The organism is Variovorax sp. LjRoot84, from assembly GCF_964254305.1.
In the GTDB taxonomy this organism is placed as follows: Bacteria; Pseudomonadota; Gammaproteobacteria; order Burkholderiales; family Burkholderiaceae_C; genus Variovorax.
This window is the reverse complement of the sequence record NZ_CAXUTE020000001.1, coordinates 2,961,324-2,982,286: the sequence shown is the minus strand read 5'-3', so window position 1 is coordinate 2,982,286 and position 20,963 is coordinate 2,961,324. Positions and strand designations below refer to the sequence as shown.

The 20,963-nt window shown below is 67.1% G+C and carries 25 protein-coding genes; 18 read left to right on the top strand and 7 right to left on the bottom strand.

What is annotated here, in order from left to right; translation table 11 throughout:
• Window positions 1–24: 24 nt before the first annotated feature.
• Genes ACSQ9I_RS15060 through ACSQ9I_RS15045 form a run of 4 tightly spaced genes read right to left on the bottom strand, consistent with a single transcriptional unit; the run spans window position 25 to window position 3,806 of the window.
• Window positions 25–903, bottom strand: a complete 879-nt coding sequence (locus ACSQ9I_RS15060; protein WP_436313641.1) for an ABC transporter permease — start codon at window positions 901–903, stop codon at window positions 25–27.
• Window positions 885–2,063, bottom strand: a complete 1,179-nt coding sequence (locus tag ACSQ9I_RS15055; protein ID WP_436313640.1) for a branched-chain amino acid ABC transporter substrate-binding protein — start codon at window positions 2,061–2,063, stop codon at window positions 885–887. Before ACSQ9I_RS15055 ends, ACSQ9I_RS15060 begins: the two co-directional genes overlap by 19 nt.
• Window positions 2,060–3,055, bottom strand: coding sequence for a PQQ-dependent catabolism-associated beta-propeller protein (locus ACSQ9I_RS15050; protein ID WP_436290364.1), 996 nt, complete (start codon window positions 3,053–3,055; stop codon window positions 2,060–2,062). Before ACSQ9I_RS15050 ends, ACSQ9I_RS15055 begins: the two co-directional genes overlap by 4 nt.
• 37 nt (window positions 3,056–3,092) lie before the next feature.
• The gene (locus ACSQ9I_RS15045) at window positions 3,093–3,806 is read right to left on the bottom strand and encodes an ABC transporter ATP-binding protein (protein WP_436315759.1); all 714 of its coding nucleotides are present in this window, start codon (window positions 3,804–3,806) and stop codon (window positions 3,093–3,095) included.
• A gap of 552 nt (window positions 3,807–4,358) precedes the next feature.
• On the opposite strand from ACSQ9I_RS15045, the gene ACSQ9I_RS15040 reads away from it, so the two are divergent.
• From ACSQ9I_RS15040 to ACSQ9I_RS14955, 18 genes are all read left to right on the top strand, one after another.
• Window positions 4,359–6,134, top strand: coding sequence for a methanol/ethanol family PQQ-dependent dehydrogenase (locus ACSQ9I_RS15040; RefSeq protein WP_436315758.1), 1,776 nt, complete (start codon window positions 4,359–4,361; stop codon window positions 6,132–6,134).
• Window positions 6,135–6,226: 92 nt separating this feature from the next.
• Window positions 6,227–6,631, top strand: a complete 405-nt coding sequence (locus ACSQ9I_RS15035) for a c-type cytochrome (RefSeq protein ID WP_436313639.1) — start codon at window positions 6,227–6,229, stop codon at window positions 6,629–6,631.
• Window positions 6,628–7,518: a substrate-binding domain-containing protein gene (locus ACSQ9I_RS15030; protein ID WP_093110135.1), complete on the top strand. Its 891-nt coding sequence runs from the start codon at window positions 6,628–6,630 to the stop codon at window positions 7,516–7,518. Before ACSQ9I_RS15035 ends, ACSQ9I_RS15030 begins: the two co-directional genes overlap by 4 nt.
• Before the next feature lie 28 nt (window positions 7,519–7,546).
• Window positions 7,547–8,230, top strand: a complete 684-nt coding sequence (locus tag ACSQ9I_RS15025; protein WP_436313638.1) for a hypothetical protein — start codon at window positions 7,547–7,549, stop codon at window positions 8,228–8,230.
• A 29-nt stretch (window positions 8,231–8,259) separates the two neighbouring features.
• Window positions 8,260–8,628 carry a hypothetical protein gene (locus ACSQ9I_RS15020; protein ID WP_244504004.1) on the top strand — a complete coding sequence of 123 codons (369 nt, stop codon included), beginning with the start codon at window positions 8,260–8,262 and terminating at the stop codon, window positions 8,626–8,628.
• 24 nt (window positions 8,629–8,652) lie between these two features.
• Window positions 8,653–9,636: a cytochrome D1 domain-containing protein gene (locus tag ACSQ9I_RS15015; protein WP_436304061.1), complete on the top strand. Its 984-nt coding sequence runs from the start codon at window positions 8,653–8,655 to the stop codon at window positions 9,634–9,636.
• Between the two features lie 44 nt (window positions 9,637–9,680).
• Entirely contained in the window at window positions 9,681–10,226 is a 546-nt protein-coding gene (locus tag ACSQ9I_RS15010) for an SRPBCC family protein (protein WP_436313637.1), read from the top strand.
• A 23-nt stretch (window positions 10,227–10,249) separates the two neighbouring features.
• Window positions 10,250–11,269 carry an AAA family ATPase gene (locus ACSQ9I_RS15005; RefSeq protein WP_436308982.1) on the top strand — a complete coding sequence of 340 codons (1,020 nt, stop codon included), beginning with the start codon at window positions 10,250–10,252 and terminating at the stop codon, window positions 11,267–11,269.
• Window positions 11,270–11,284: 15 nt separating this feature from the next.
• Complete coding sequence (locus ACSQ9I_RS15000) at window positions 11,285–12,157, top strand: DUF58 domain-containing protein (RefSeq protein ID WP_436313636.1); 873 nt, start codon at window positions 11,285–11,287, stop codon at window positions 12,155–12,157.
• Window positions 12,154–13,038 (top strand): calcium incorporation protein MxaA, encoded by an 885-nt coding sequence (locus ACSQ9I_RS14995; RefSeq protein WP_436313635.1) that lies wholly within the window; start codon window positions 12,154–12,156, stop codon window positions 13,036–13,038. Before ACSQ9I_RS15000 ends, ACSQ9I_RS14995 begins: the two co-directional genes overlap by 4 nt.
• A 7-nt stretch (window positions 13,039–13,045) precedes the next feature.
• On the top strand, window positions 13,046–14,047 hold the full coding sequence (locus ACSQ9I_RS14990; protein WP_436313634.1) for a vWA domain-containing protein: 1,002 nt from the start codon (window positions 13,046–13,048) through the stop codon (window positions 14,045–14,047).
• Window positions 14,044–14,595: an MxaK protein gene (locus ACSQ9I_RS14985; protein WP_436290370.1), complete on the top strand. Its 552-nt coding sequence runs from the start codon at window positions 14,044–14,046 to the stop codon at window positions 14,593–14,595. The genes ACSQ9I_RS14990 and ACSQ9I_RS14985 overlap by 4 nt, the downstream gene beginning before the upstream one ends.
• The gene (locus ACSQ9I_RS14980; RefSeq protein WP_436313633.1) at window positions 14,592–15,557 is read left to right on the top strand and encodes an MxaL protein; all 966 of its coding nucleotides are present in this window, start codon (window positions 14,592–14,594) and stop codon (window positions 15,555–15,557) included. Before ACSQ9I_RS14985 ends, ACSQ9I_RS14980 begins: the two co-directional genes overlap by 4 nt.
• A gap of 128 nt (window positions 15,558–15,685) precedes the next feature.
• Window positions 15,686–16,093 (top strand): hypothetical protein, encoded by a 408-nt coding sequence (locus ACSQ9I_RS14975; RefSeq protein WP_436313632.1) that lies wholly within the window; start codon window positions 15,686–15,688, stop codon window positions 16,091–16,093.
• 71 nt (window positions 16,094–16,164) lie between these two features.
• Window positions 16,165–16,491 (top strand): ArsR/SmtB family transcription factor, encoded by a 327-nt coding sequence (locus ACSQ9I_RS14970; RefSeq protein WP_212733699.1) that lies wholly within the window; start codon window positions 16,165–16,167, stop codon window positions 16,489–16,491.
• On the top strand, window positions 16,488–16,952 hold the full coding sequence (locus tag ACSQ9I_RS14965) for an SRPBCC family protein (protein WP_436313631.1): 465 nt from the start codon (window positions 16,488–16,490) through the stop codon (window positions 16,950–16,952). Before ACSQ9I_RS14970 ends, ACSQ9I_RS14965 begins: the two co-directional genes overlap by 4 nt.
• A 40-nt stretch (window positions 16,953–16,992) precedes the next feature.
• Window positions 16,993–17,406 carry a GFA family protein gene (locus ACSQ9I_RS14960; protein ID WP_436304053.1) on the top strand — a complete coding sequence of 138 codons (414 nt, stop codon included), beginning with the start codon at window positions 16,993–16,995 and terminating at the stop codon, window positions 17,404–17,406.
• A 252-nt stretch (window positions 17,407–17,658) separates the two neighbouring features.
• Window positions 17,659–18,471 (top strand): class I SAM-dependent methyltransferase, encoded by an 813-nt coding sequence (locus ACSQ9I_RS14955; protein ID WP_436313630.1) that lies wholly within the window; start codon window positions 17,659–17,661, stop codon window positions 18,469–18,471.
• A 298-nt stretch (window positions 18,472–18,769) separates the two neighbouring features.
• Here the strand turns inward: ACSQ9I_RS14955 and pqqE are convergent, their stop codons facing one another.
• The 3 genes from pqqE to pqqC are packed head-to-tail and all read right to left on the bottom strand — an operon-like array spanning window position 18,770 to window position 20,963.
• Entirely contained in the window at window positions 18,770–19,915 is a 1,146-nt protein-coding gene (pqqE, locus tag ACSQ9I_RS14950; protein WP_436313629.1) for a pyrroloquinoline quinone biosynthesis protein PqqE, read from the bottom strand.
• On the bottom strand, window positions 19,912–20,202 hold the full coding sequence (pqqD, locus tag ACSQ9I_RS14945; protein ID WP_093110149.1) for a pyrroloquinoline quinone biosynthesis peptide chaperone PqqD: 291 nt from the start codon (window positions 20,200–20,202) through the stop codon (window positions 19,912–19,914). The genes pqqE and pqqD overlap by 4 nt, the downstream gene beginning before the upstream one ends.
• On the bottom strand, window positions 20,199–20,963 hold the full coding sequence (gene pqqC / locus ACSQ9I_RS14940; RefSeq protein WP_436313628.1) for a pyrroloquinoline-quinone synthase PqqC: 765 nt from the start codon (window positions 20,961–20,963) through the stop codon (window positions 20,199–20,201). Before pqqC ends, pqqD begins: the two co-directional genes overlap by 4 nt.

Here is a 20,963-nt window from a genome sequence, read left to right as displayed (position 1 = left end):
CCCCTTCGGGCGGCCGGGCGGGGCTCATGTGCCCCCTCCCCGCTTGGTCAGGCCGCCGAAGCCGCGCTGCGGGTCGTAGCCCCAGCAGGCCAGGCCGAAGAAGACGATCAGGCAGCCGAACACGACATAGGGCGCGAGGCCCGGGTCCTTGCCGTAGAGCGCGAAGCGAATCCACTCGACCGCGTAGGTGAAGGGATTGAAGCGCGCCAGCTGGTACACCCACTCGGCCCCCGACTCCTGCAACTTCCACAGCGGGTAGAGCGCGGTCGACAGGAAGTACATCGGGAAGATGACGAAATTCATCGTGCCGGCGAAGTTTTCCAGTTGCTTGATGTGCACCGACAGCAGCAGCCCGAGCGCGCCCAGCATGAGCGCGCCGGCCGCCAACGCCGCGAGCGCATGCAGGCCGGCGAGCGACAGCAGCGGCACTTCGGTGCCGATCAGGGCGGCCACCACCACGAACGCGAGCGCCTGCAGCACCGACAGCAGCGCGGTGGCGCACAGCTTGGAGAACAGCAGCCAGGGCCGCGGCAGCGGCGCGGTAAGCAGCAGGCGCATCAGGCCCATCTCGCGGTCGTAGACCATCGCGAGCGACGACTGCATGCCGTTGAACAGCAGCACCATGCCGACCAGCCCGGGCACGATGTACACGTCGTAGGGAATGTAGGTGTCGTAGGGCTCGACGATCGCGACGCCGAAGACGTTGCGAAAGCCCGCGGCGAAGACGGCAAGCCACAGCAACGGGCGCACCAGCGCCGACACCAGCCGCCCGGTCTGCTGCGAGAACTTGTACAGCTCGCGCAGCACGATGGCGCGCATCGCCTGCAAGGCGTGGCCCAGCCCGCGCCGCGCCAGTGGCTCGGCACTCGCGCTCTCCGGCGTTTTCAGCGCGGGCTCGGACATAGCTTCTCCGGTGCATCGGCGCCCAGCGTGTCGAGCACGTTGCGCGGATGCAGTACGCCGTCGGCCGGTGCCTGCGCGATAACGCCCTGCCCGTCGCTCAGCAGCATGGGCTGGCGCAGCTGGCCATCCCAGGCGCGGAAGCTCAGGCCGGTGCCCTTGGAACCGTCCAGCGAGCTCTTCGCCACGGCCTGCGCCCAGGCCGCATTCGGCCCCTTGGGCGCGGCGATGGCCGCGGCCGTCAGCGTCTTGCCGGCCATCCACGCCGCCCAGTCGTGCGCCGTCATCGGCCGCTTCGTGGCCTTGGCGAAACGCCGCGCGACCTGCGGCGCGCCGTAGCGCTCGAACTGCGCGTGCCAGGCCAGCGCCAACAGGCCACCGTCACCCACGACCGGGCGCGGCAGCACGGTGCGATAAGGCAGCGTGCGGGCGAATTCGCCGTCGCTGTCGACCACCCAGACGGCGTCGTAGCTGCTGCCGGCCGTCAGCAGCAGCGGGTTGGCCAGGTCGCGCTCGCGCGGGTCCGCCGACAGCTTGAAGGGTTTGCTGCCCACCAGTTGCAGCCCGTAGCGTTTGATCGACGCCTGCGCGGTCGCCGCACGCGAGGCATCCTGCGGGCTGCCGCCCACCAGCAGGAGCAGCTTGCTCCATTTGCGCGACACCAGCGTCTGGGCCAGCGCATCGCTGCGCATGCGCTCGCTGGGAATCAGATGGAACAGTCGCGCGCGGCAGTCTTGCTGGCGCAACCGGTCGGACGCGTCGCTCAGGTTCAGCACCGGCAGCTTCACGGCATCGGCCACCGCCAGCGTCCATTCGGCAGGCAGGTCGGTCAGCAGCACCGCGGCGCCGTTCTTCTCGGCCGCCACGGCCGCCGCGCGCGCCGCATCGACCGAAGCGGCCGGCACGCTGGCCAGGGCCACCTCCGCGCCCGCGGCTTCCAGCTCGAACCTGGCCTCATCGACGGCCAGCTCGAGGCCCTCCGCGAGCGGGCCGCCCGGATGCCCGAGGTAGGCGCGCTCGACGCGCGAACGCTCCAGGCGCGCATCGTCTGCGGGCGTGATCAGGGTGGCCTTGAGCACCGCCGCGGCCGCCGGCGCAGCGTCGATCAGAACTGCCGCCAGCGACGCGAGCGCAAGCCAGGATACCGGTGTGCGCTTCCTCATTCCACGATCACGAGTCCATAAGGCACGCGTCCGACCGGAACGCTCTTAATCGCCTTGGCGAGCGCCACGTCGACCACCGTCACGTCGTCGCTCAGCCCGTTGACGACGTAAAGCCGCGCCTCTGCCTTGTCGAGCGTGACGTTCCAGGCGCGCTTGCCGACCAGCACCAGCGAGCCGACCTTGCGGCTCCCCACGTCGACGAAGGCGACGTGGTTCGCGCGCCCGAGCCCGACGAAGGCCCGCCGGCCGTCCTTCGTGATCTGGATACCCACGGGCGTGATGTCCTCGGCGCGCGCGCCCTTGAGCTCGAACTTCAAGGTGGCGATCACCTCGTGCGTGGCGGTCGAGACGATGCTGACGCTGGCGCCCAACTCGTTGGTGACCCACAGCTCCTTGCCGTCGGGCGTGATCGCCATGCGCCGCGGCCGCTTGCCGACCCGGATGTTCTTGGTGACCTTGCCGCTGGCGGTGTCGATCACGTGCACCAGGCTCGCCACCTCCGAGGTGACGTACAGGGTCTTGCCATCGGCACTCACCTTGACGCCTTCCGGTTCCGCGCCCACCTTCACGGAGCGCAGCTTCTTGCCGCTGGCCGCGTCGATGAAGCTGGCCTCGCCCGCGTCTTCGTTGGAGACATAGATGACCTTGCCGTCGGGCGACAGATCGAAGGCCTCGGGCTCGTCGCCCAGCGGGATGCGCCGCACCGACTTGCCGCTGGCAGGGTCGATCAGGTCGGCCTCGTTCGAGTCGGTGCAGGCGACCATCAGCTGGCGCTCGGGCGTCAGCTGGATGTGGCGCGCGCGCTTGCAGGTGGGGATCGTGCCCTTCACCGCCAGCGTCCCCAGGTCGATCACAGTCAGCGCGCTGTCTTTCTCGCTGGACACGTAGGCGGCGCCCTGCGCCAGCACGGCCTGGCTCGCGGCCGCCAGCGCCAGTGCGCCGGCGGCGGCACGAAGCCGCGTGCGCAGGATCGGACGAGAAGGTCTCGGCATACATGTCTCCATCTTTTGTTTTCGGGATTTTCAAGTTTCAAGTTGTGCGCGCGATGAAGCCCTCCTCCAGCGTGTCGCCGCCGAGCAGCCGGCTCACCTGCGCCGGCGTGCCGTCCGCCAGCAGCGCTCCCTTGTGCAGCACGAGCACGCGGTCGGCTTCCTCGGCTTCGTCCACCCGATGCGTCGCCCACAGCACGCACGCCCCGCGCTCGCGCACGTCCGCGCGCAAGGCGGCCAGCAGATCCTGGCGCGATTTCGGATCCAGCCCGACCGTGGCTTCGTCCATCAACAGAACGGCCGGACGATGCAAACCCGCGCGCGCGAGCTCGACCTTGCGCCGGTTGCCGCCCGACAGCTCGCGCACCTTGCGGTCCAGATCTGCGTCGATGTTCAAGCGCTCGCAGGCCGACGCAATGCGCTCCTGCGCCAGCCGCCGCGGAAGGCCATGCAGGTCGGCCTGGAACAACAGGTTGCGCCGGATGCTGAGGTCGAGATCGAGCGACATCTGCTGAAACACGACGCCGATATGCCTGAGCGCAGCGGTCGCGGAATGGCGCAGCGAATGGCCGGCCACTTCGACCTCGCCTTCGTCAGCGGCGAACATGCCGGTCAGGACCTGGAACAGCGTCGACTTGCCGGCGCCGTTGGGCCCCAGCAGCGCCACGAACTGACCCGCAGGCAGACGCAAGGACAACGACTGCAGGGCCGTGCGCGTGCCATAGCGCTTGGTTAAGTCAATGGTTCGCAGCATGGAGGCCGAAGGGATTCGTCGAGCTGTCGTAGTTTCAATGATCAAGGGTATTTGCCGTTCGCTATCGATCCGCAAATTCTGTGCCTCTTCCCTTCGCAGGGTTTTCACTGAAATCCGTCCTACACATTTGCCCGCGCAAGCGCCTCTGCAACCCATCGGCACTCGACATCCGTACTTGGCGCGAGACACTTTGCGTCAAATTTGGATGCGCATGCGGCGCATTGCCGCCGCGACGCGTGACGTTCGGCGCGGCGAAGGCATCCAACGCTGGGGATTTCCCTAGGTCCGATAGTCCTCTTGCAGCCCTCGAAAACCGGCATCCGCCGAGGAGACAGCACACCCTGCCGATCGAAGCCGCATCGGTGAGCTCGACGACTGCGTGGCGGCATGGTGGGCATGGATGTTGCGGTCCGCAGCCTTCGCCAAACCGATCGAATAGATCCGAAGGCTGCTGCCAATTCGTGTTCGATACCCACTGTCAAATGTGAGGAGACATTTATGAAATTTTCCAGGCAGATCGTCGGCCGTCTCGTGCGGCACGTCGGTGTCGCGATGCTTGCTCTTCCGGCCTTGGCGCTTGCCAATGCCGATGTAGAGAAGAACGTCGCGAACTCGAAGAACTGGGCGATGCAAGCGGGCGATATGTTCAACCAGCGCTACAGCAAGTTGAACCAGATCACCAAGAGCAACGTCGGCAAGATGCAGGTCGCATGGACCTTCTCTACCGGCGTGCTGCGCGGCCACGAGGGCTCGCCCCTGGTGGTCGACGGCACGATGTACCTGCACTCGCCGTTTCCGAACAAGGTGTTCGCGCTCGACGTCGAAACCCAGAAGATCCTGTGGAAGTACGAGCCGAAGCAGGATCAGTCGGTGATCGCGGTCATGTGTTGCGACACGGTGAACCGCGGCCTGGCCTATGCCGAGGGCAAGGTCTTCCTGCAACAGGCCGACACCACCCTGGTCGCACTCGACGCCAAGACCGGCAAGGTGGTGTGGTCGGTGAAGAACGGCGATCCGAAGGTCGGCGCCACCAACACCAACGCGCCCCATGTCTTCAAGGACAAGGTCATCACCGGCATCAGCGGCGGCGAGTTCGGCGTGCGTGGCTTCCTGGCTGCCTACAACATCAAGGATGGCAAGCTGGCCTGGAAAGGCTACAGCACCGGGCCGGACGAAGAGATGCTGATGGACCCCGGCAAGACCATGACCTGGACCGACGGCAAGCTCGCGCCGGTCGGCAAGGACTCTTCGCTGAAAACCTGGAAGGGCGACCAGTGGAAGATCGGCGGCGGCACCACCTGGGGCTGGTACAGCTACGACAAGGCCACCAACGCCGTGTACTACGGCACCGGCAACCCGTCGACCTGGAACCCTTCGCAGCGCCCCGGCGACAACAAGTGGTCGATGAGCATCTGGTCGCGCGACGTGGACACCGGCAAGGTCAACTGGGTGTACCAGATGACGCCGTTCGACGAATGGGACTTCGACGGCATCAATGAAATGATCCTGGCGGACATCAACGTCAAAGGCAAGCCGACCAAGGCGCTGGTGCACTTCGACCGCAACGGCTTCGCCTACACGCTGGACCGCGTGACCGGTGCGCTGCTGGTGGCCGAAAAATTCGACCCCAAGGTGAACTGGGCCTCGCACGTCGACATGAAGACCGGCCGGCCGCAGGTGGTGGCCAAGTACTCGACCGCGCAGAACGGTGCCGATGTCAATACCAAGGGCGTCTGCCCCGCGGCGCTGGGCAGCAAGGACCAGCAACCGGCTTCCTACGACCCCAACACCAAGCTCTTCTACGTGCCGACGAACCACGTCTGCATGGACTACGAGCCGTTCAAGGTCGAATACACGGCTGGCCAGCCCTACGTGGGCGCCACGCTCTCGATGTATCCCACGCCGGGCAGCCATGGCGGCATGGGCAACTACATCACCTGGGACGCCGGCACCGGCAAGATCGTGCAAAGCAAGGCGGAGAAGTTCTCGGTGTGGAGCGGTTCGCTGAACACCGCCGGCGGGATCTCCTGCTACGGCACGCTGGAGGGCTATCTCAAGTGCGTCGATGCCAAGGACATCAAGAAGGAGCTCTTCAAGTTCAAGACCCCGTCAGGCATCATCGGCAACGTGTTCACCTATGAGCACAAGGGCAAGCAGTTCATTGGCGTCCTCTCCGGCATCGGCGGCTGGGCCGGCATCGGCATGGCAGCGGGCATCGATCCAGAGAAGAGCACCGAAGGACTCGGCGCTGTCGGCGGCTACAAGGAGCTGAGCCAGTTCACCGAGCTCGGCGGTTCGCTGACCGTGTTCGCGCTGCCGAGCAACTGAGCCGCAAGCCGCAACGTGCGGGCGGGCCGGGAGAGCACTCATGAGAGGGCTCTCCCCTCTACTTTCCCAAAGATATCGGAGACCCAGGAGCCATGAAATTTCGTACGTCAACGTTGCTGCCGTCCCTTCTTCTGCTCGCCGGCGTGGCCTGCACAATGGCCGTCGCAGCGACAGACCCGACGCCTTACAAAGTAACCGAGGGCTACAAGGTGGACCCGGAAACCATGAAGGGATTTCGCGCCTGGCGCTCCGCCGCCTGCGATCGCTGCCACGGTCCCAACCAGGAAGGCATGGTCGGCCCTTCTCTCATCAACAGCCTGAAGACGCTGAAGAAGGAAGAGTTCATCAAGATCGTGCGCGACGGAAAGCTCGACAAGGGCATGCAGAGCTTCGGCAACAACCCCGCGGTGATGGACAACATCAACCAGCTCTACGCCTACCTCAAGGGCCGATCCGACGGCGCGATCACCCGCGCCAGAGTGGAAGAAAACAAATGACCGTCCGGCAGCCCGCTGGCAGGCCCCGGCCCATCGGCGCCCGCCTGCGCGCGGGCGTCGTGGGCGCGGCATGCTGTTGCGCGCTGATTCCCGCCGTGGCCCAGGACACGCCGGCGCGCAAGGCGCTGCGCGTGTGCCAGGATCCGAACAACATGCCCTTCTCCAACACCAAGGGCGAGGGCATCGAGAACCGCATTGCCGAGCTGTTCGGCAAGGCGCTCGGACTTCCGGTGACCTACTACTCGTTCCCGCAGCGGCTGGCCTTCTTCCGCAACACGCTGCGCTTCAAGCTGCCGGGACAGGACTACCCCTGCGACATCGTGATGGGCGTGCCGGTCGGCCTCGACGAGGTCTCCGTCACCAAGCCCTACTACCGCTCGACCTATGCCCTGGTTTTCCCCAAGGGCAAGGGAATGGACCACGTGGCCTCGGCCGAGGATTTCCTCAAGCTCGATCCGGCCAAGCTGAAGGCGCTGCGCATCGGCATCTACGACCGCTCGCCGGCCTCGCAATGGCTCAACCGGCACGGCCTGCTCGAACAAGGCGTGCCTTACAAGCTCATGAGCGCCGACCCGGCGCAGTATCCGGGCGAGATCGTCGAGCGGGACCTGGCCGAGGGCAAGCTCGACGCCGTCGTCGTCTGGGGTCCGATCGCCGGCTTCTTTGCCCAGCGCGTCAAGACGCCGGCCCTGGTCGTGGTGCCGCTGAAGTCCGAAAAGGGAATCCGGCTCGACTACCAGATGGCCATGGGCGTGCGCTACGGCGAACGCGAATGGAAGCAGCAGGTCGAGGGGCTGATCGAATCCAAGGCGCCCGAGATCCAGGCGATCCTCAAGGAATACGGGGTCCCGCTGGTCGATGCATCGTTCGGGGCGCCCAATAACTAGAGCCTGAACAGACTCCAAGCCGACTTCCATGCGCTTCGCCGTCGCCGCCTCGCTTTGCGCCTTGCTCGTCTCGCCACTGGCCTCCCGGGCCGAGGGCGAGAAGCCCGACTTCTCGGTCGCGGAGCGCCTGCTGTTCATGACCCCGCAGCTGCAGAGCGTGCAGGCGCCGACCCTGCTGCGCTACACCTTCAGCAAGACAGGCAGTCTCGAAGAGGGTTTTGTCGACAGCGTCACGGTGGGCCTGAGCGCCAAGGCCGACGGCAGCTGCTGCGATGCCAAGGGCGCATTCCTGAGCGGAGAGCGCAAGCTGCAGGTGCCCGATGTGCCGGCAGCCGCCGGCAACCCCGTCATCCTCTACTTCCTCGAGCATGACGTGCGCGAGATGAAGCGCCTCACCGGGGGCTCCGAGAATCATTTCCGCAAGCGCCTGCGCATGGCGGTCTACCAGGGTGCCGAAGTGCGCGACGCGACGATGCGCTACCAGGGGCGCACGGTCAAGGGCAAGGAGATCGTGTTCAGCCCGTTCCTGGACGATCCGAACCGGCCGAGGTACGAAAAATTCGCGAAGAAGAACTATCGCTTCCTGCTCTCGGCCGCAGTGCCCGGGGGCGTCTATGGCATCCGGACGCAGATCCAGGGCGATGGCCTGGCCGCCAAGCCCCTCCTCGTCGAGGAACTCCTCATCGAGGGTGCCAAGGCGCCGGCGCGCTAGCGCCACTCTTTCGAAACCCGGCGAACCTCATGAAGAAAACCCTCCGCCTTCTCTGCTTTCTCGGCCTGCCGATGGCCGCGCATGGCGCCGCGCTCGCGAACGATTTCCCCACCGTGGACCGAGTGCTCTACGTGCAGGAATGCATGGCCGCACATCCCGGCACCAGTACCTTCGAGATGATCAACAAGTGCTCGTGCGCGCTCGACGCGCTCGCCAAGGAGGTGAAATACGCGGACTACGTGCAGCTGAGCACCGCGAGCAAGGCCACCACCATCGGCGGCGAGCGCGGCGGCTACATCCGCGATTCGGAAAAGCTGCAGGCCGACATCAAGCGCTACCGCGCGCTCCAGGCCAAGGTGAAAAAGGGCTGCTTCATCGGCCCGGCCAACGGACGCTGAACGGCGCCCCAAAAGCGCACAGCCATGACGGGCACCGCAACACCTGTGCGCCACGGATGGATCGCTGCCTTGATGCTGTGCACTTCGGCCTGGTCCTCGCCCTTCGCCTACATCACCAACCAGGGAAGCCATGACGTGTCCGTCATCGACCTCGCCTCGCAGCAGGTCGTGGCCACCGTCGCCGTCGGCCGGTCGCCGGCCGGCGTGGTGGCGTCCGACCGTGCCGGCCGCGCCTTCGTGTCCAACCCCGACAGCAAGACCATTTCGGTCATCGACATGCGGCAACAGAAGGTCGTGAACACGCTGGCTGCGGGAGACGGCCCGGTGGGCCTCGACATCTCGGGCGATGGCCGGCACCTGTACGTCGCCGACTGGTACGGTGCCCGGCTGCTGGTGTTCGACGCGCGCGGCAGCGGCGCCGCGCCGCCCCTGGCCTCGATTCCAGTGGGCCGGGCGCCCGCCGGCGTGGCCGCGCACACCGACAGCGCCACCGTGTTCGTGGCCGAGCGCGACGACGACAGCGTGGCTGTGATCGACACGGCCAAGCGGCGAGTGCTGGCGCGCGTGCGTGTCGGCAGCCACCCCTTCGCGCTGCTCTACGACGCGCCGCGCGCACGGCTCTATGCGCTCAACGTGCAGAGCGACGACATCTCCGTGATCGACATGCGCGACACGCGGCGGCCGGCCGTCATCGCGACCGTGAAGGTCGGCAAGTCCCCGTACGGCGCGGCACTGGCGCAAGGCGGTGCGCTGCTGTTCGTGACCAACCAGCGCGACGACACCGTCAGCGTGGTCGACGCCGATTCGCTGCGGGTGCGGCGCACCCTCCCCGGCTTCGCCTATCCCGAGGGCATCGCCGCGCACGCAGACCGCGTCTACGTCGTGAACTGGATGGACGACAACGTGCAGGTGCTGGATGCCGGCAGCGGACGCAAGCTCAAGACCATCGCCACAGGGCAGAACAGCCGCGCGTTCGGCGCCTTCATCGGCGCGCCGATCGATCCCTGAGGATTATCAGAGCGACCCTTTTCTCAACCCATCGCAGAACATCCATGCTGACACACGCTCCCGGCCGACGGGCTCTCTCGATCCTCGCCGCGTCCTTGCTTCTTGCCGCATCGGCCTCCAGCCTGGCCCACGGCCCGACGCGCCAGAAGGTGACCGAAAAAGTCACCGTCGAGGCGCCGGCCGACGCCGTCTGGGCCAAGATCAAGAACTTCAACGCGCTGAAGGACTGGCATCCGGCCGTAGCGGAAAGCACCGCCGACAAGGGCAACACCGAAGGCTCGGTGAGAACCCTCAAGCTCAAGGATGGCGGCACGCTCGTCGAGGCGCTCGAAAGCTACGACGACGCGCAGAAGAAGTACAGCTACCGCGCCAAGGACGGCGGTGCGCTGCCGGTGACGAACTACACCGCCACGCTCTCCGTCGTCGCCGACGGCGGCAAGTCCGTCGTGGAGTGGCGCGGCGCCTTCTATCGCGGCTTTCCGAACAACAACCCGCCGCCGGAACTCAACGACGAGGCTGCGCTGAAGGCCGTCACCGGCGTCTACCGCAGCGGACTCGGCAACCTGAAGAAGCTGATGGAATCCAAATAGCGGGCCCGCTCGGAATCAGCACCATGGGCTTTCAAGAACAACTCGAAGACTGGCGCCATCTCGCGCTGCGCGTCGAGGACGAGGTCGCGAAGGCGGTGATCGGGCAGACGCAGACGATCCGCCTCATCAACGTCGCGCTGTTCGCGCGCGGCCACGTGCTGCTCGAAGGCGATGTCGGCGTCGGCAAGACCACGGTGCTGCGCGCCTTCTCGCGCGCCATCGGCGGCGATTTCGAGCGCGTCGAGGGCACGGTCGACCTGATGCCGGGCGACCTGGTCTATCACACCTACGTCGATGCCCAAGGACGCCCGCGCATCGATCCGGGACCTCTGCTGCGCCACGGCGAACGGCTGGTCACCTTCTTCTTCAACGAGATCAACCGGGCCCGGCCGCAGGTCCAGTCGCTGCTGCTGCGTGCGATGGCCGAGCGCACCGTCTCCGCCTTCGACCGCGAGTACAGCTTTCCGCACATGACGGTCTTCGCCGATCGCAACAAGGTCGAGCGCGAAGAGACTTTCGAGCTGGCGTCGGCGGCGCGCGACCGCTTCATGTTCGAGCTGAACATGCCCAAGCCCGCCGACCGCGGCATTCGCCAGTCGCTGGTGTTCGACACCGCATTCCACGACACCGAAGGCCTGATCGACAAGGTGGCGCCGGCCATCCTGCCCTGGGACCGGCTCAACGCCATCGGCGCGCAGGTGCAGCGCACGGTGCGCGCCAGCAAGACCATCGAGCGCTATGTGCTCGACCTGTGGGAGGCCAGCGAGACGCCGCAAAAGTTCGGCATCCGGCTCGACGGCGTGGACATGGATCGCCTGATCCTCGCCGGCGCCAGCCCGCGCGGCATGAGTGCGCTGCTGCGCGCGGCGCGCACCGTGGCCTGGCTCGAGGGGCGCGCGCACCTGGAGCCCGCCGATCTGACGGCTGTGCTGCCTTCTGTGCTCGGGCACCGGATCTTCTTCACGCCGGTCTACGAGCTGCGCCGGGCCGAGCTGTCGGAGGCGCTGGTGATGCAGATCATGGACAAGATCGCCGCGCCTTGAAACATCGAGGCAGCGATGGACCGCGTCGACGAATTCCATTACCAGCTGCCGCTTCGCTTCGGCGGCTGGCGCCCGGGTGCGCAGCGCGGCCTGAGCCAGGGCAGCGGACAGGAGTTCGCCGCGCACCGGCGGCTCTTCGACCATCCCGATCCGCGGCGCATCGACCTGCGCGCCAGCGTTCGCGACGGCCGCGGCGACTGGCTGGTGCGCATCCACCGGCTGCGCGTGGCGATCCCCGTGCATCTGGTGGTGGATGTCTCGGCCTCGATGCATTTCGGTGCCGACAGGCGCAAGCTCGACGTGGTGGCCGATCTCGCCGAGGCATTGGGCTACAGCGCATTCCGCACCGGCGACTCGGCGGGCCTGCTGGCTTTCGACCAGCGCGAGCGCGACGATCTGTTCGTGCCCGCGCGCCACAGCCGCGGCAACGGCAGCCTGATGGCGCGCATGCTGCGCGACTGCCGTGCGGCACCGGGCATGGTGGCGCACGGCAGCGCGCTCGACGGCCTGCGGCGCACGACCGAACGCCTGGTCGGCCGCGGCGGCCTGGTGTTTCTCGCCTCCGATTTCCATTGGCCGGTCACTGCCCTCGGTGAGCTGCTCGATCAGCTGGCGCCGGCCTGCGTCGTCCCGGTGGTGACCTGGGACCCGGCCGAGACCGAGCCACCGCACGAGCGCGCGCTGGTTGCCCTCAGCGATGCCGAAACGGGCGTGCGGCGCAGCCTGTGGATGCGCGAGTCGCTGCGCACGCGATGGCGCGAGGCTGTCGCAACACGGCGCGCCGAACTCAGGACCTTGTTCGACGCGCACGGCATGCCGCCCTTCCATCTGCACGGCCGCTTCGACGCCGAGGCCCTCACACGCTACTTCATGGAGACGGCGGCATGAAGGCCATCCGGGCGGCGGTGATGGCGGTGGCGCTAGGCGCCAGTACCGGTGTTGCGCTGAGTGCCGACCCGGTCGCCGCCACGGTCGAACAGCCGCGCAGCTTCGGGCATGTGCTGGGCGACGTCCTGACGCAGCGCGTGCTGCTCGAGCATGCGGGCCGCCCGCTCCAGCCCGGCGCCCTGCCGGCCGCAGCACGGATCGACCTCTGGCTGGAGCGCAGGCCGCCGCGGATCGAAACCGATGGGCAGGGACGGCGCTGGCTGGCCATCGACTACCAGCTCGTCAACGCGCCGCGCGCGCTGAGCGCCATTGCGCTGCCGGCAATGAGCATCGCCACTGCCTCGGGCCCGACGCTCGCGCTGCCCGCGTGGCCAGTCAGCATCGCGCCGCTGACGCCGCCGGACGTGTTCGGCCAGGGCGATCTGCAGCCGCTGCGCCCTGACCGCCCGGTCGCTGCGCTTCCGACCGATGCCATCGAGCGGCAGATGAGGCTTTCGTTCGCCACCTTGCTGGGCGTGCTGCTGGCTTGGTTCGCCTGGTGGGCCTGGCGCAACGCGCGGGAAGCGCGGCACCTTCCTTTCGCGCAGGCCTGGCGCGAACTCAAGCGCATCGGCGACCCGGGGAGCGCGCAAGCCTGGCGCGTCGTGCATCGCGCACTGAACACCAGTGCCGGGCACGTGGTCCACGGCGCCAGCCTGCCGCGGCTGCTGGCCGAGGCGCCCTATCTGCGCCCGCTCCAGGCGCGGCTCGAGGACTTCTACCGCGAATCCACGAGGCGCTTCTTCGCTGGCGACGCTGCCGCAGCAGAGAGCGATTCCCCCTACCCGCTCAGACCGCTGTGCCGGGCCCTGCGCGATGCGGAGAAGCGCCGCCGGCGCTAGGCGAACCATGCGCTTCGACTTCGCCCAGCCCTGGATGCTCGTTCTGCTGCCGCTCGCGCTGCTGCCGCTGCTGCGCCGGCGCAGCGATACGCTGGACTTCCCGTACCTGGCTTGGCTGCCGGCCGACCGCATCGGCCGCGTCGCGGGTTTCCTCTGGCGCGTCTTCGCGGTCGCAGCCATCGCTCTGACCGTGCTCGGACTCGCCGGTCCCGGGCAGTCGGGCGCCCAGGTGCAGCGCACCGGCCGAGGCGCCGAGGTGCTGATCCTGATGGACCGCAGCAGCAGCATGGATGCGACGGTTCACACCAACGGCCTGCAGACGGCGGGCCGTATGGCGCAGGAGCCCAAAGCCAAGGTCGTGCGCGACCTGCTGAGCGACTTCGTCGCGAAGCGGCCCGACAACCGCTTCGCCTTCATGACCTTCAGCACGGTGCCGATCGCCGTCGTGCCCTTCACGCAGAAGACGGACACGGTGCAGGCCGCGCTCGCCGCCAGCGCCATCGGCCGCGGCCTGCCCGAAACCCGCATGGGTGTCGCGCTCCTGGCCGCCATCGAGGAATTCGAGAACCGCAGCTACTCGGGAAGCCGCGTGATCCTGATCGTCTCCGACGGCGGCGCCCAGCTCGACGAGGCCACGCGCCAACGCGTCCAGGCAGGCCTCGCGCGCGAGAAGATCGGCCTGTACTGGATCTACGTGCGCAGCGGCCCGAACTCTCCCAACCTCAACACCGGGACGGCATCGGCCTACGGCCTCGGCGAAGAACTGGCGCTGCACCAATTCTTCAAGACGCTGAGCACGCCCTACCGGCTGTACCAGGTGGACGACTCCAACGCCATGGCCGCGGCGATGGCCGAGATCGACCGACAGCAGAACTTCCCGCTGACCATCCACGAGCGGGTACCGCGGCGCGACCACGGTGGCGCCTACTACCTTGCAGCGATGCTGTGCTGCGCCGGCCTGCTCGCCTGCCGCGCGCTGCAGCTTCAAAGCTGGCGGGCAAGCCCATGAAGCGACGCACGGTTCATCTGGTCTTCGGCGTTCTGAGCCTGTGCTGCGCGGGCGCGGCGCTGGAGCGGGGCTTGCGTTTGCGACAGACGACGGGCCTCAATGCCGAGATCGCCCGCATCGCCGATGCGCCTGCCGGCAAGGATGCGACGGGGATTCCTCTCCGGTCTGCGCGCGAGCTGCAGCTGGCGCAGGCGCTGGCCCTCTCGAAGGCCGGCAATCACGACGCCGCGCTCAAAGGCTATGCGGGCCTGCTCCAGAATGGCGAACGCGACCTCATCGCGCAGCAGGCGCTCTTCAATCTCGGCAACATGTACCTGCGGCAAGGCCTGGCGCAGCAGACTGGCGCCGAGCCGCTGTTCGAACTGGGCAAGCAGCGATTGCGCGACCTGCTGCGCGCGGCGCCGCAGGACTGGGATGCGCGCTACAACCTGGAGCGCGCGCTGCGCCTGGCGCCGGAAGAGCAGGAAGCCTTCTCCGCCGAGCAGCAGCAGTCGGTCGAGCAGCGCCGGGTCCGGGTTCCCGGATTCGTCGCCGGGGACTTGCCGTGAACGCCGCCTGGCGGCGCATCGGCAGCAGCGGCAGCTGGCCGCTGTTGGCGGCCTTGCTGTTGCTCGCACTGGCGGTCTGGCCGCCGCGTGTGCAGCTGCAGCGCCCGGTGTTCGAGTGGCAGGTCAGCTTCGACATCACGCAGAGCATGAACGTCGAGGACGTCGAACTCAACCATGCTGCGGTCAGTCGGCTGACGCTGGCGCGCGCAGCCATGCGCGATGTGCTGGGTGCGTTGCCGTGCGGTTCCAAGGTGGGCTGGAGCGTCTTCGCGGACTACCGCTCGCTGGTGATCCTCGCGCCGATCGAGGTCTGCAGCCACTACGAAGAGCTGCTGGCCTCGCTCGAACGCATCGATGCCCGCATGCGCTGGGCCAACGCCAGCAACGTCGGCAAGGGGGTGACCTGGGCCGTGCGCGGCGCCAGGAGCATCGGCCCGCACACCAGCTTCGTCTTCATCAGCGACGGGCAGGAGTCGCCGCCGCTGCGGGCCAACGAAACACCGCCGATGGTCGACGTCACGACCGGCGAGGTGCAGGGCTGGCTCGTCGGCGTCGGCGGCGACGTGCCGGTGCCGATTCCAAAGACCGGCAGCAGCGGCGAGCCCGCCGGCTACTGGAAGCCGGAGGACGTGGTGCAGGGCTCCGCCATCGGCGGCACGCAGAACCACGAGCATCTTTCCGAGCTGCGGCAGGACCATCTGCAAGCGCTGGCCAAGCTCGTCGGCGTGAACTACCTGCGCCTCAACACGCCGGACGCGCTGAGGACGGCCATGCTGGACCGCCGCTTCGCACAGAGCCAGGCGGCAGACATTGACCTTCGCTGGATCCCGGCCGTGCTCGCCTTGCTGCTGCTGGCCTGGCGATTCGCGCCGGATCTCGGGCTGCTGCGTGGCTGGCAGCCAATGCGGCTACGCGTCCGCCAAGATCATTCAGTTCGAACGAGAGCTGCGGGCTCGGCATGAAATGGAACTCACGTTGACCCTCGTTGGCGAAGGAGGTCCGCTGCTTAGTCCCTGCTGCACGCTCCGCCGCAAGGCGTTCCACCGGGCGCCCTCAGTGTTGTCACCTACCGGGATGGAGCCTGTTGCGTGTGAGCGGTTCAGTGTCATCTGCGGTCACAGCCTTGGTGTTTGTGAATGCCTTGCTGTGGCGCACGTTTCTCGCCATGGCGTTCTCGCACCGGAAAATTCAGGTGGCTTACATCCGAAACCGCCGCTTGCTGAATCGGGTCGCCGGTGCGCTCGCGGTGCTCTTGCCTCTGGGCTCGAATCTTCGCCCTGCCCTCGGGCAACTTGGCGATGTCGCTGGGCCGCGCCGCGATGTGCCATTGCAGGTCGTCGCGTTTGACGCGGCCTTGCGCTCCGCGATAGCCGGAGCCGGCCCATTCAGCTTCTTCCTTACCGAGCAGCAGATCGGCTACCTGCTCAACGTCCGCCTCATTGGCTGGCGGGCGAACTGGCCTCTGCTTCGGCGAAAGGGAAATCGCCGTCCGGGTTGAACGGGGTTTGGCAGAAGTCAAACAAATTAGCATTGACTTATTAATTAGCATTCACTAATATAAATCCCATGATGCAAACCGCCCCCCTCGACACCGTCATGCGCACGCTTGCCGACCCCACCCGGCGGGCCGTCTTCGAGCGGATCGCGCACGCGCACGAAATCAGCGTGGTGGAGTTGACCCAGGGCAGCGGCGTGACGCAGTCCGCCATTTCGCAGCACCTGGGCTCGCTCAAGCGGGCGGGCCTGGTGGTGGACCGCGCGCAGGGCCGCAACGTCTTCTATCGCGCCGACCCCAAAGGTCTGGCGCCGCTTGCCGACTGGATGGGCCACTACGGCGTGTTCTGGCGCAAGCGCTTTGCCGACCTCCGAACCCTCTTGAAAGAAATCGACCCATGAACGACGCCGCCTTGAAATCCGCCACGCAAGACATCGTGGTCGACGAAGTGTTTCCCCACGCGCCCGAGACCATGTGGAAGATCTTGACCACAGGCACGCTGATCGCACGCTGGCTGATGGAGCCGCGCGGCTTCGCGCCCGTGCAGGGCACGCGCTTCACGTACCAGACCAAGCCGGCCGGCGCGTGGGACGGCACCATCCACTGCGAAGTGCTGGAGGTCGTCCCGAACGAGCGCTTCGTCTACGCCTGGAAGGGCGGCCATGAGAGCAACAACGGCTACGGTTCGCGGCTGGACACGCTCGTCACCTTCACGCTGGCCAAGGTCCCGGAAGGCACGCGATTGAAGCTCGTGCATTCAGGCTTCGTGACGCCCACCAACGACACCGCGTTCCAGAACTTGCGCGATGGCTGGCGCAAGGTCGTCCCCAACTTGAGCAACTTCGCCAACGGGCCGCACTGACGCGCGACCGCAAACACCACCTTAAGACAGGAGAAAGAACATGAGTGACGCCTATACCGGCGGATGCGCCTGCGGCGCGATCCGCTACGAGATCCCCGGCGACCCGCTGGTGATGATCCACTGCCAGTGCCGCGACTGCCAGCGCATGAGCGGCACCGGCCACGGCTCTTATCTGACCTTCGCCGGCGCCGGCGTGAAACTCACGGGCGATGCAACGCAATGGGACATGGTTGCCGACAGCGGCAACGTGAAGACCCGCGGCTTCTGCCCCCGATGCGGCTCACCGGTCTACCTGGGGTTCTCGGCCATGCCGCAGATCTTCACCGTGCACGCGGCAAGCCTGGACGACCCGAGCCGCTACAAGCCGCAGCTGGTGGCCTACCGCATGCGCGCCCTGGCGTGGGACCACCTCGACCCCGAACTGCTGGCATTCGACAAGATGCCGCCGGGATGAGCGAAGGCGGCGGGACTCGCCGGCATTCGGCGCTCGGGCATGTCGGTCCGATGCAGCTCGAGAACTATCAAGAAACTTAGGCCGGCGTCCACAGAACGGGCGGCAGCGCGCGCTAGCTCTGGTCGGTGAACTACACGTCTTGCCTGTCCCTGGTGAGGTCGTCCCAGCTACCTTTCAAAGACGTTGACGTTGCAATCAACAGCGTCATAGCATCTGGCAGGCACTGCGCCCAGCCGTGCGAAGGAACTGCCGATGAACACCACTTCTTCGAGCTTCGTCGCCGCCGAAGGCGATGGCTACGAACAGCTGATGGGCCGTTGGAGCCGGCGCCTCGCGCTGCCTTTCCTGGACTTCGTCGGAACCGCGGACGGCGACCGCGTACTCGATGTCGGCTGCGGCACAGGCCATCTGGCCTTTGCGGTGGCCCGCCGCACCGGCGCTGGCGAAGTGCGGGGCGTGGACATCGCTGAGCCTTATGTCGAACATGCCAGGCGCCACAACCAAGATGCGCGCATCGTCTTCAATGTGGCCGACGCCTGTGCGCTGCCCTTCCCGGAGCAGAGCTTCGACCGCGTTCTCTCGCTCCTGGTCTTGCACTTCGTTCCGGAGGCGGGTAAGGCCATTGCCGAGATGCGGCGCGTCGCCAAGCCTGGAAGTATCGTCGGTGCGGCTGTATGGGACGCGCGTGGCGGCTGGGTCGCCAACCGCTTGTTCTTCGACACGGCCGCTGCACTCGACCTGGAAGCGAGGGCGCGCCGCGCCCGCAACTACACACGGCCGATGACGCGGCCCGGCGAACTGACCCGGGCGTGGCGCGACGCCGGGTTCAAGAACGTGGTTGAGACGACACTCTCCATCCGAATGGAGTTCGCTTCGTTCGCGGACTACTGGGCGCCCTTCGAGGGCAAGGACGGTCCTGGCGCAGAATACGTCGCCACGCTTGGCCAGGTCGAGCGCACGCGGCTGCGCGACGCTGTCGAGGCAGCCTATCTCGACGGCGAAGCAGATGGCCGACGCTCCTACGCAGCGCTCGCTTGGGCCGTCAAGGGCACGGCTCCTGCGTAGAGCGCGTCTCTTCGATGGCAGACCCTGCCAATGGAGAAAAGCGGAGGCCTGCTATCAACTTGCAGGACCCATGCACGGAAGCGTACGCGAAAGAGGCATTGAGACAGTCCTTTCGTCACCTCTTCGCGTCGTCGTAGCAGTCAAGTTCGCATATTCAAACTGCGCTGCGCAGCCAGTTCAAAGTGGCCTGGCAGATCTGCGCATAAGCCTGGGCCGGCAGCGACGCCCCTGCCCGCTCCAACGTTGGTCGCGGGTCGACAGCGGCGAAAGAAAGCGGCCCGCGACATGCCGCACGCCCTCACGCACCCGGCGTGACGGGTGCGGCGAGGCGGCGCGAATTGGCGGGATCGCGAAACACCAGCGGATGTTCGACCGGGCCGGCCGGGTCGCGCGCGGCCGCGCGCTGCACCGCCTCCACCACCCGGTGGTGGTCGGGGCTCTTCGCGCACACCGGATCGGCGGCGGCCGCGTCGTTGGCCAGCAGGTAGGCCTGGCAGCGGCAGCCGCCCAGGTCCTGTTCGCGCATATCGCAGCTCGCGCAGGGCTCCTTCATCCAGCCGGTGCCGCGGTAGCGGTTGAAGCCCTCCGAATCGAACCAGATCTCGCGCAGGCTGTGCGCCTTCACGTTCGGAAACTCGAGGCCCGGCAGCATCTTGGCGGTGTGGCATGGCAGCGCCGTGCCGTCCGGTGCCACGGTGAGGAACATGCTACCCCAGCCGTTGACGCACTTCTTGGCGCGCCCCTCGTGGTAGTCGGGCGCGACGAAGAAGATGCGCATGCGCTCGCCCAGCCGGGCGCGCCAGGCATCGGTCACCTCTTCGGCGTGGCGCAGTTGTTCATGCGTGGGCAGCAGCTGGTCGCGGTTCAAGAAGGCCCACGAGTAATACTGGGTGTTCGCGAGTTCGAGGTACTCGGCGCCCATCTCGTGCGCCATCTCGATGATGCGGTCGATGTGGTCGATGTTCATGCGGTGGATCACCACGTTCAGCACCATCGGCCAGCCCTGGTCCTTGATGATCTTCGCCACCCGGTTCTTCAACTCGAAGGTCTTGGTGTGCGAGAGGAAGTCGTTCATCTCGCGCGTGGAATCCTGGAACGACAGCTGCACGTGGTCGAGCCCCGCGGCCTTCAACGCGGCGGCGCGATCCGCGCCCAGGCCCACGCCGGAGGTCAGCAGATTGGTGTAGTAGCCCAGCCGCTTGGCCTCGGCGACGATGATCTCCAGGTCGTCGCGCAAGAGCGGCTCGCCGCCCGAGAGGCCGCACTGCACGGCGCCGAGCTCCCGGCCCTCGCGCAGCACCCGCAGCCAGTCCTCGGTGTCGAGCTCGCTGTCCTGCTGCGCGAAATCGACCGGGTTGAAGCAGAACACGCAATGCAGCGGGCAGCGGTAGGTCAGCTCGGCCAGCAGCCAGAGCGGCGGCCCGGGGCGTGGCGGCTGCGTCATGCGTCCCACCGCAGCCAGTTCTGCTGCGCCGCCATCTCGACGAAGCCCCGCACTTCGGGCTCGAGCCCGGTGGTGTCGAAGGCCTGCTCCAGGTCGGCCACGATCGCGGCGATGCTGCTTTCGCCGTCGCAGCGCTTCATGATCTCGCCCGCGCTGCCGTTGAGCCGCACCATGCCCTCGGGATAGAGCAGCACGTGGCAGTCCTGCACCGGCTCCCATTGCAGGCGAAAGCCGGGACCGACGCGGGGCCTGCTCTCGGGGGTCAACACTTTCTTGTTCTCGCTCATGCGCTGTTCACGCCGTAGCGCGTCGCCATCGCATCGTTCATGGCCCACAGGATGTCGAGCTTGAACTGCAGCACCTCCAGCGCGCGCTCCTGCAGCGCCCGGGTGTCGAAGTGATCGAGCGTGATCGCCAAGCCCTGCTCGACGTCGCGCCGCGCCTGGCTCACGCGGTTGCGGAAGTAGTCCAGCCCGGCCGGCTCGATCCATGCATAGTGCGCCGGCCAGGTGGCCAGGCGCTGCTTGTGAATCTCGGGCGCGAAGAGTTCGGTGAGCGAGGAGCACACCGCCTCCTGCCACGGCGCGCGGCGCGCGAAGTTCACGTAAGCATCCACCGCAAAGCGCACGGCGGGCACCACGTGGCGCAGGTCGCGCACCTCCTCGCGTGCCAGTCCGACGGCCTCCGCGAGCCGCAGCCAGGCCTCGATGCCGCCCTCATCCTTCACGCCGCCGAGTTCGAAGCCATCATGGTCGAGGATGCGCTGCACCCAGCCGCGGCGCACTTCCTGGTCGGGGCAGTTCGAGAGCACCGCCGCGTCCTTGATCGGGATCGCGATCTGGTAGTAGAAGCGGTTCGCCACCCAGCCGCGGACCTGCTCGGGCGTGGCCCGGCCGCTGTTGAGCATCACGTTGAACGGATGATGGATGTGGTAGCTGCGGCCGCGCTCGCGCAGCCGGACTTCGAATTCCTCGCGACTCCATGCCGGCGCGCTTTTCTCGCTGTCGGTGGCCGGGCGAACCGGGTCCTGGATCCTGTCGGCGTGCAT

What these genes read in the sequence shown, in the direction of transcription:
- ACSQ9I_RS15060 (WP_436313641.1), bottom strand. Translation starts at nt 903, where the DNA reads ATGTCCGAGCCCGCGCTGAAAACGCCGGAGAGCGCGAGTGCCGAGCCA.
- ACSQ9I_RS15055 (WP_436313640.1), bottom strand. Translation starts at nt 2,063, where the DNA reads ATGAGGAAGCGCACACCGGTATCCTGGCTTGCGCTCGCGTCGCTGGCG.
- ACSQ9I_RS15050 (WP_436290364.1), bottom strand. Translation starts at nt 3,055, where the DNA reads ATGCCGAGACCTTCTCGTCCGATCCTGCGCACGCGGCTTCGTGCCGCC.
- ACSQ9I_RS15045 (WP_436315759.1), bottom strand. Translation starts at nt 3,806, where the DNA reads ATGCTGCGAACCATTGACTTAACCAAGCGCTATGGCACGCGCACGGCC.
- ACSQ9I_RS15040 (WP_436315758.1), top strand. Translation starts at nt 4,359, where the DNA reads ATGCTTGCTCTTCCGGCCTTGGCGCTTGCCAATGCCGATGTAGAGAAG.
- ACSQ9I_RS15035 (WP_436313639.1), top strand. Translation starts at nt 6,227, where the DNA reads ATGAAATTTCGTACGTCAACGTTGCTGCCGTCCCTTCTTCTGCTCGCC.
- ACSQ9I_RS15030 (WP_093110135.1), top strand. Translation starts at nt 6,628, where the DNA reads ATGACCGTCCGGCAGCCCGCTGGCAGGCCCCGGCCCATCGGCGCCCGC.
- ACSQ9I_RS15025 (WP_436313638.1), top strand. Translation starts at nt 7,547, where the DNA reads ATGCGCTTCGCCGTCGCCGCCTCGCTTTGCGCCTTGCTCGTCTCGCCA.
- ACSQ9I_RS15020 (WP_244504004.1), top strand. Translation starts at nt 8,260, where the DNA reads ATGAAGAAAACCCTCCGCCTTCTCTGCTTTCTCGGCCTGCCGATGGCC.
- ACSQ9I_RS15015 (WP_436304061.1), top strand. Translation starts at nt 8,653, where the DNA reads ATGACGGGCACCGCAACACCTGTGCGCCACGGATGGATCGCTGCCTTG.
- ACSQ9I_RS15010 (WP_436313637.1), top strand. Translation starts at nt 9,681, where the DNA reads ATGCTGACACACGCTCCCGGCCGACGGGCTCTCTCGATCCTCGCCGCG.
- ACSQ9I_RS15005 (WP_436308982.1), top strand. Translation starts at nt 10,250, where the DNA reads ATGGGCTTTCAAGAACAACTCGAAGACTGGCGCCATCTCGCGCTGCGC.
- ACSQ9I_RS15000 (WP_436313636.1), top strand. Translation starts at nt 11,285, where the DNA reads ATGGACCGCGTCGACGAATTCCATTACCAGCTGCCGCTTCGCTTCGGC.
- ACSQ9I_RS14995 (WP_436313635.1), top strand. Translation starts at nt 12,154, where the DNA reads ATGAAGGCCATCCGGGCGGCGGTGATGGCGGTGGCGCTAGGCGCCAGT.
- ACSQ9I_RS14990 (WP_436313634.1), top strand. Translation starts at nt 13,046, where the DNA reads ATGCGCTTCGACTTCGCCCAGCCCTGGATGCTCGTTCTGCTGCCGCTC.
- ACSQ9I_RS14985 (WP_436290370.1), top strand. Translation starts at nt 14,044, where the DNA reads ATGAAGCGACGCACGGTTCATCTGGTCTTCGGCGTTCTGAGCCTGTGC.
- ACSQ9I_RS14970 (WP_212733699.1), top strand. Translation starts at nt 16,165, where the DNA reads ATGCAAACCGCCCCCCTCGACACCGTCATGCGCACGCTTGCCGACCCC.
- ACSQ9I_RS14965 (WP_436313631.1), top strand. Translation starts at nt 16,488, where the DNA reads ATGAACGACGCCGCCTTGAAATCCGCCACGCAAGACATCGTGGTCGAC.
- ACSQ9I_RS14960 (WP_436304053.1), top strand. Translation starts at nt 16,993, where the DNA reads ATGAGTGACGCCTATACCGGCGGATGCGCCTGCGGCGCGATCCGCTAC.
- ACSQ9I_RS14955 (WP_436313630.1), top strand. Translation starts at nt 17,659, where the DNA reads ATGAACACCACTTCTTCGAGCTTCGTCGCCGCCGAAGGCGATGGCTAC.
- pqqE (WP_436313629.1), bottom strand. Translation starts at nt 19,915, where the DNA reads ATGACGCAGCCGCCACGCCCCGGGCCGCCGCTCTGGCTGCTGGCCGAG.
- pqqD (WP_093110149.1), bottom strand. Translation starts at nt 20,202, where the DNA reads ATGAGCGAGAACAAGAAAGTGTTGACCCCCGAGAGCAGGCCCCGCGTC.
- pqqC (WP_436313628.1), bottom strand. Translation starts at nt 20,963, where the DNA reads ATGCACGCCGACAGGATCCAGGACCCGGTTCGCCCGGCCACCGACAGC.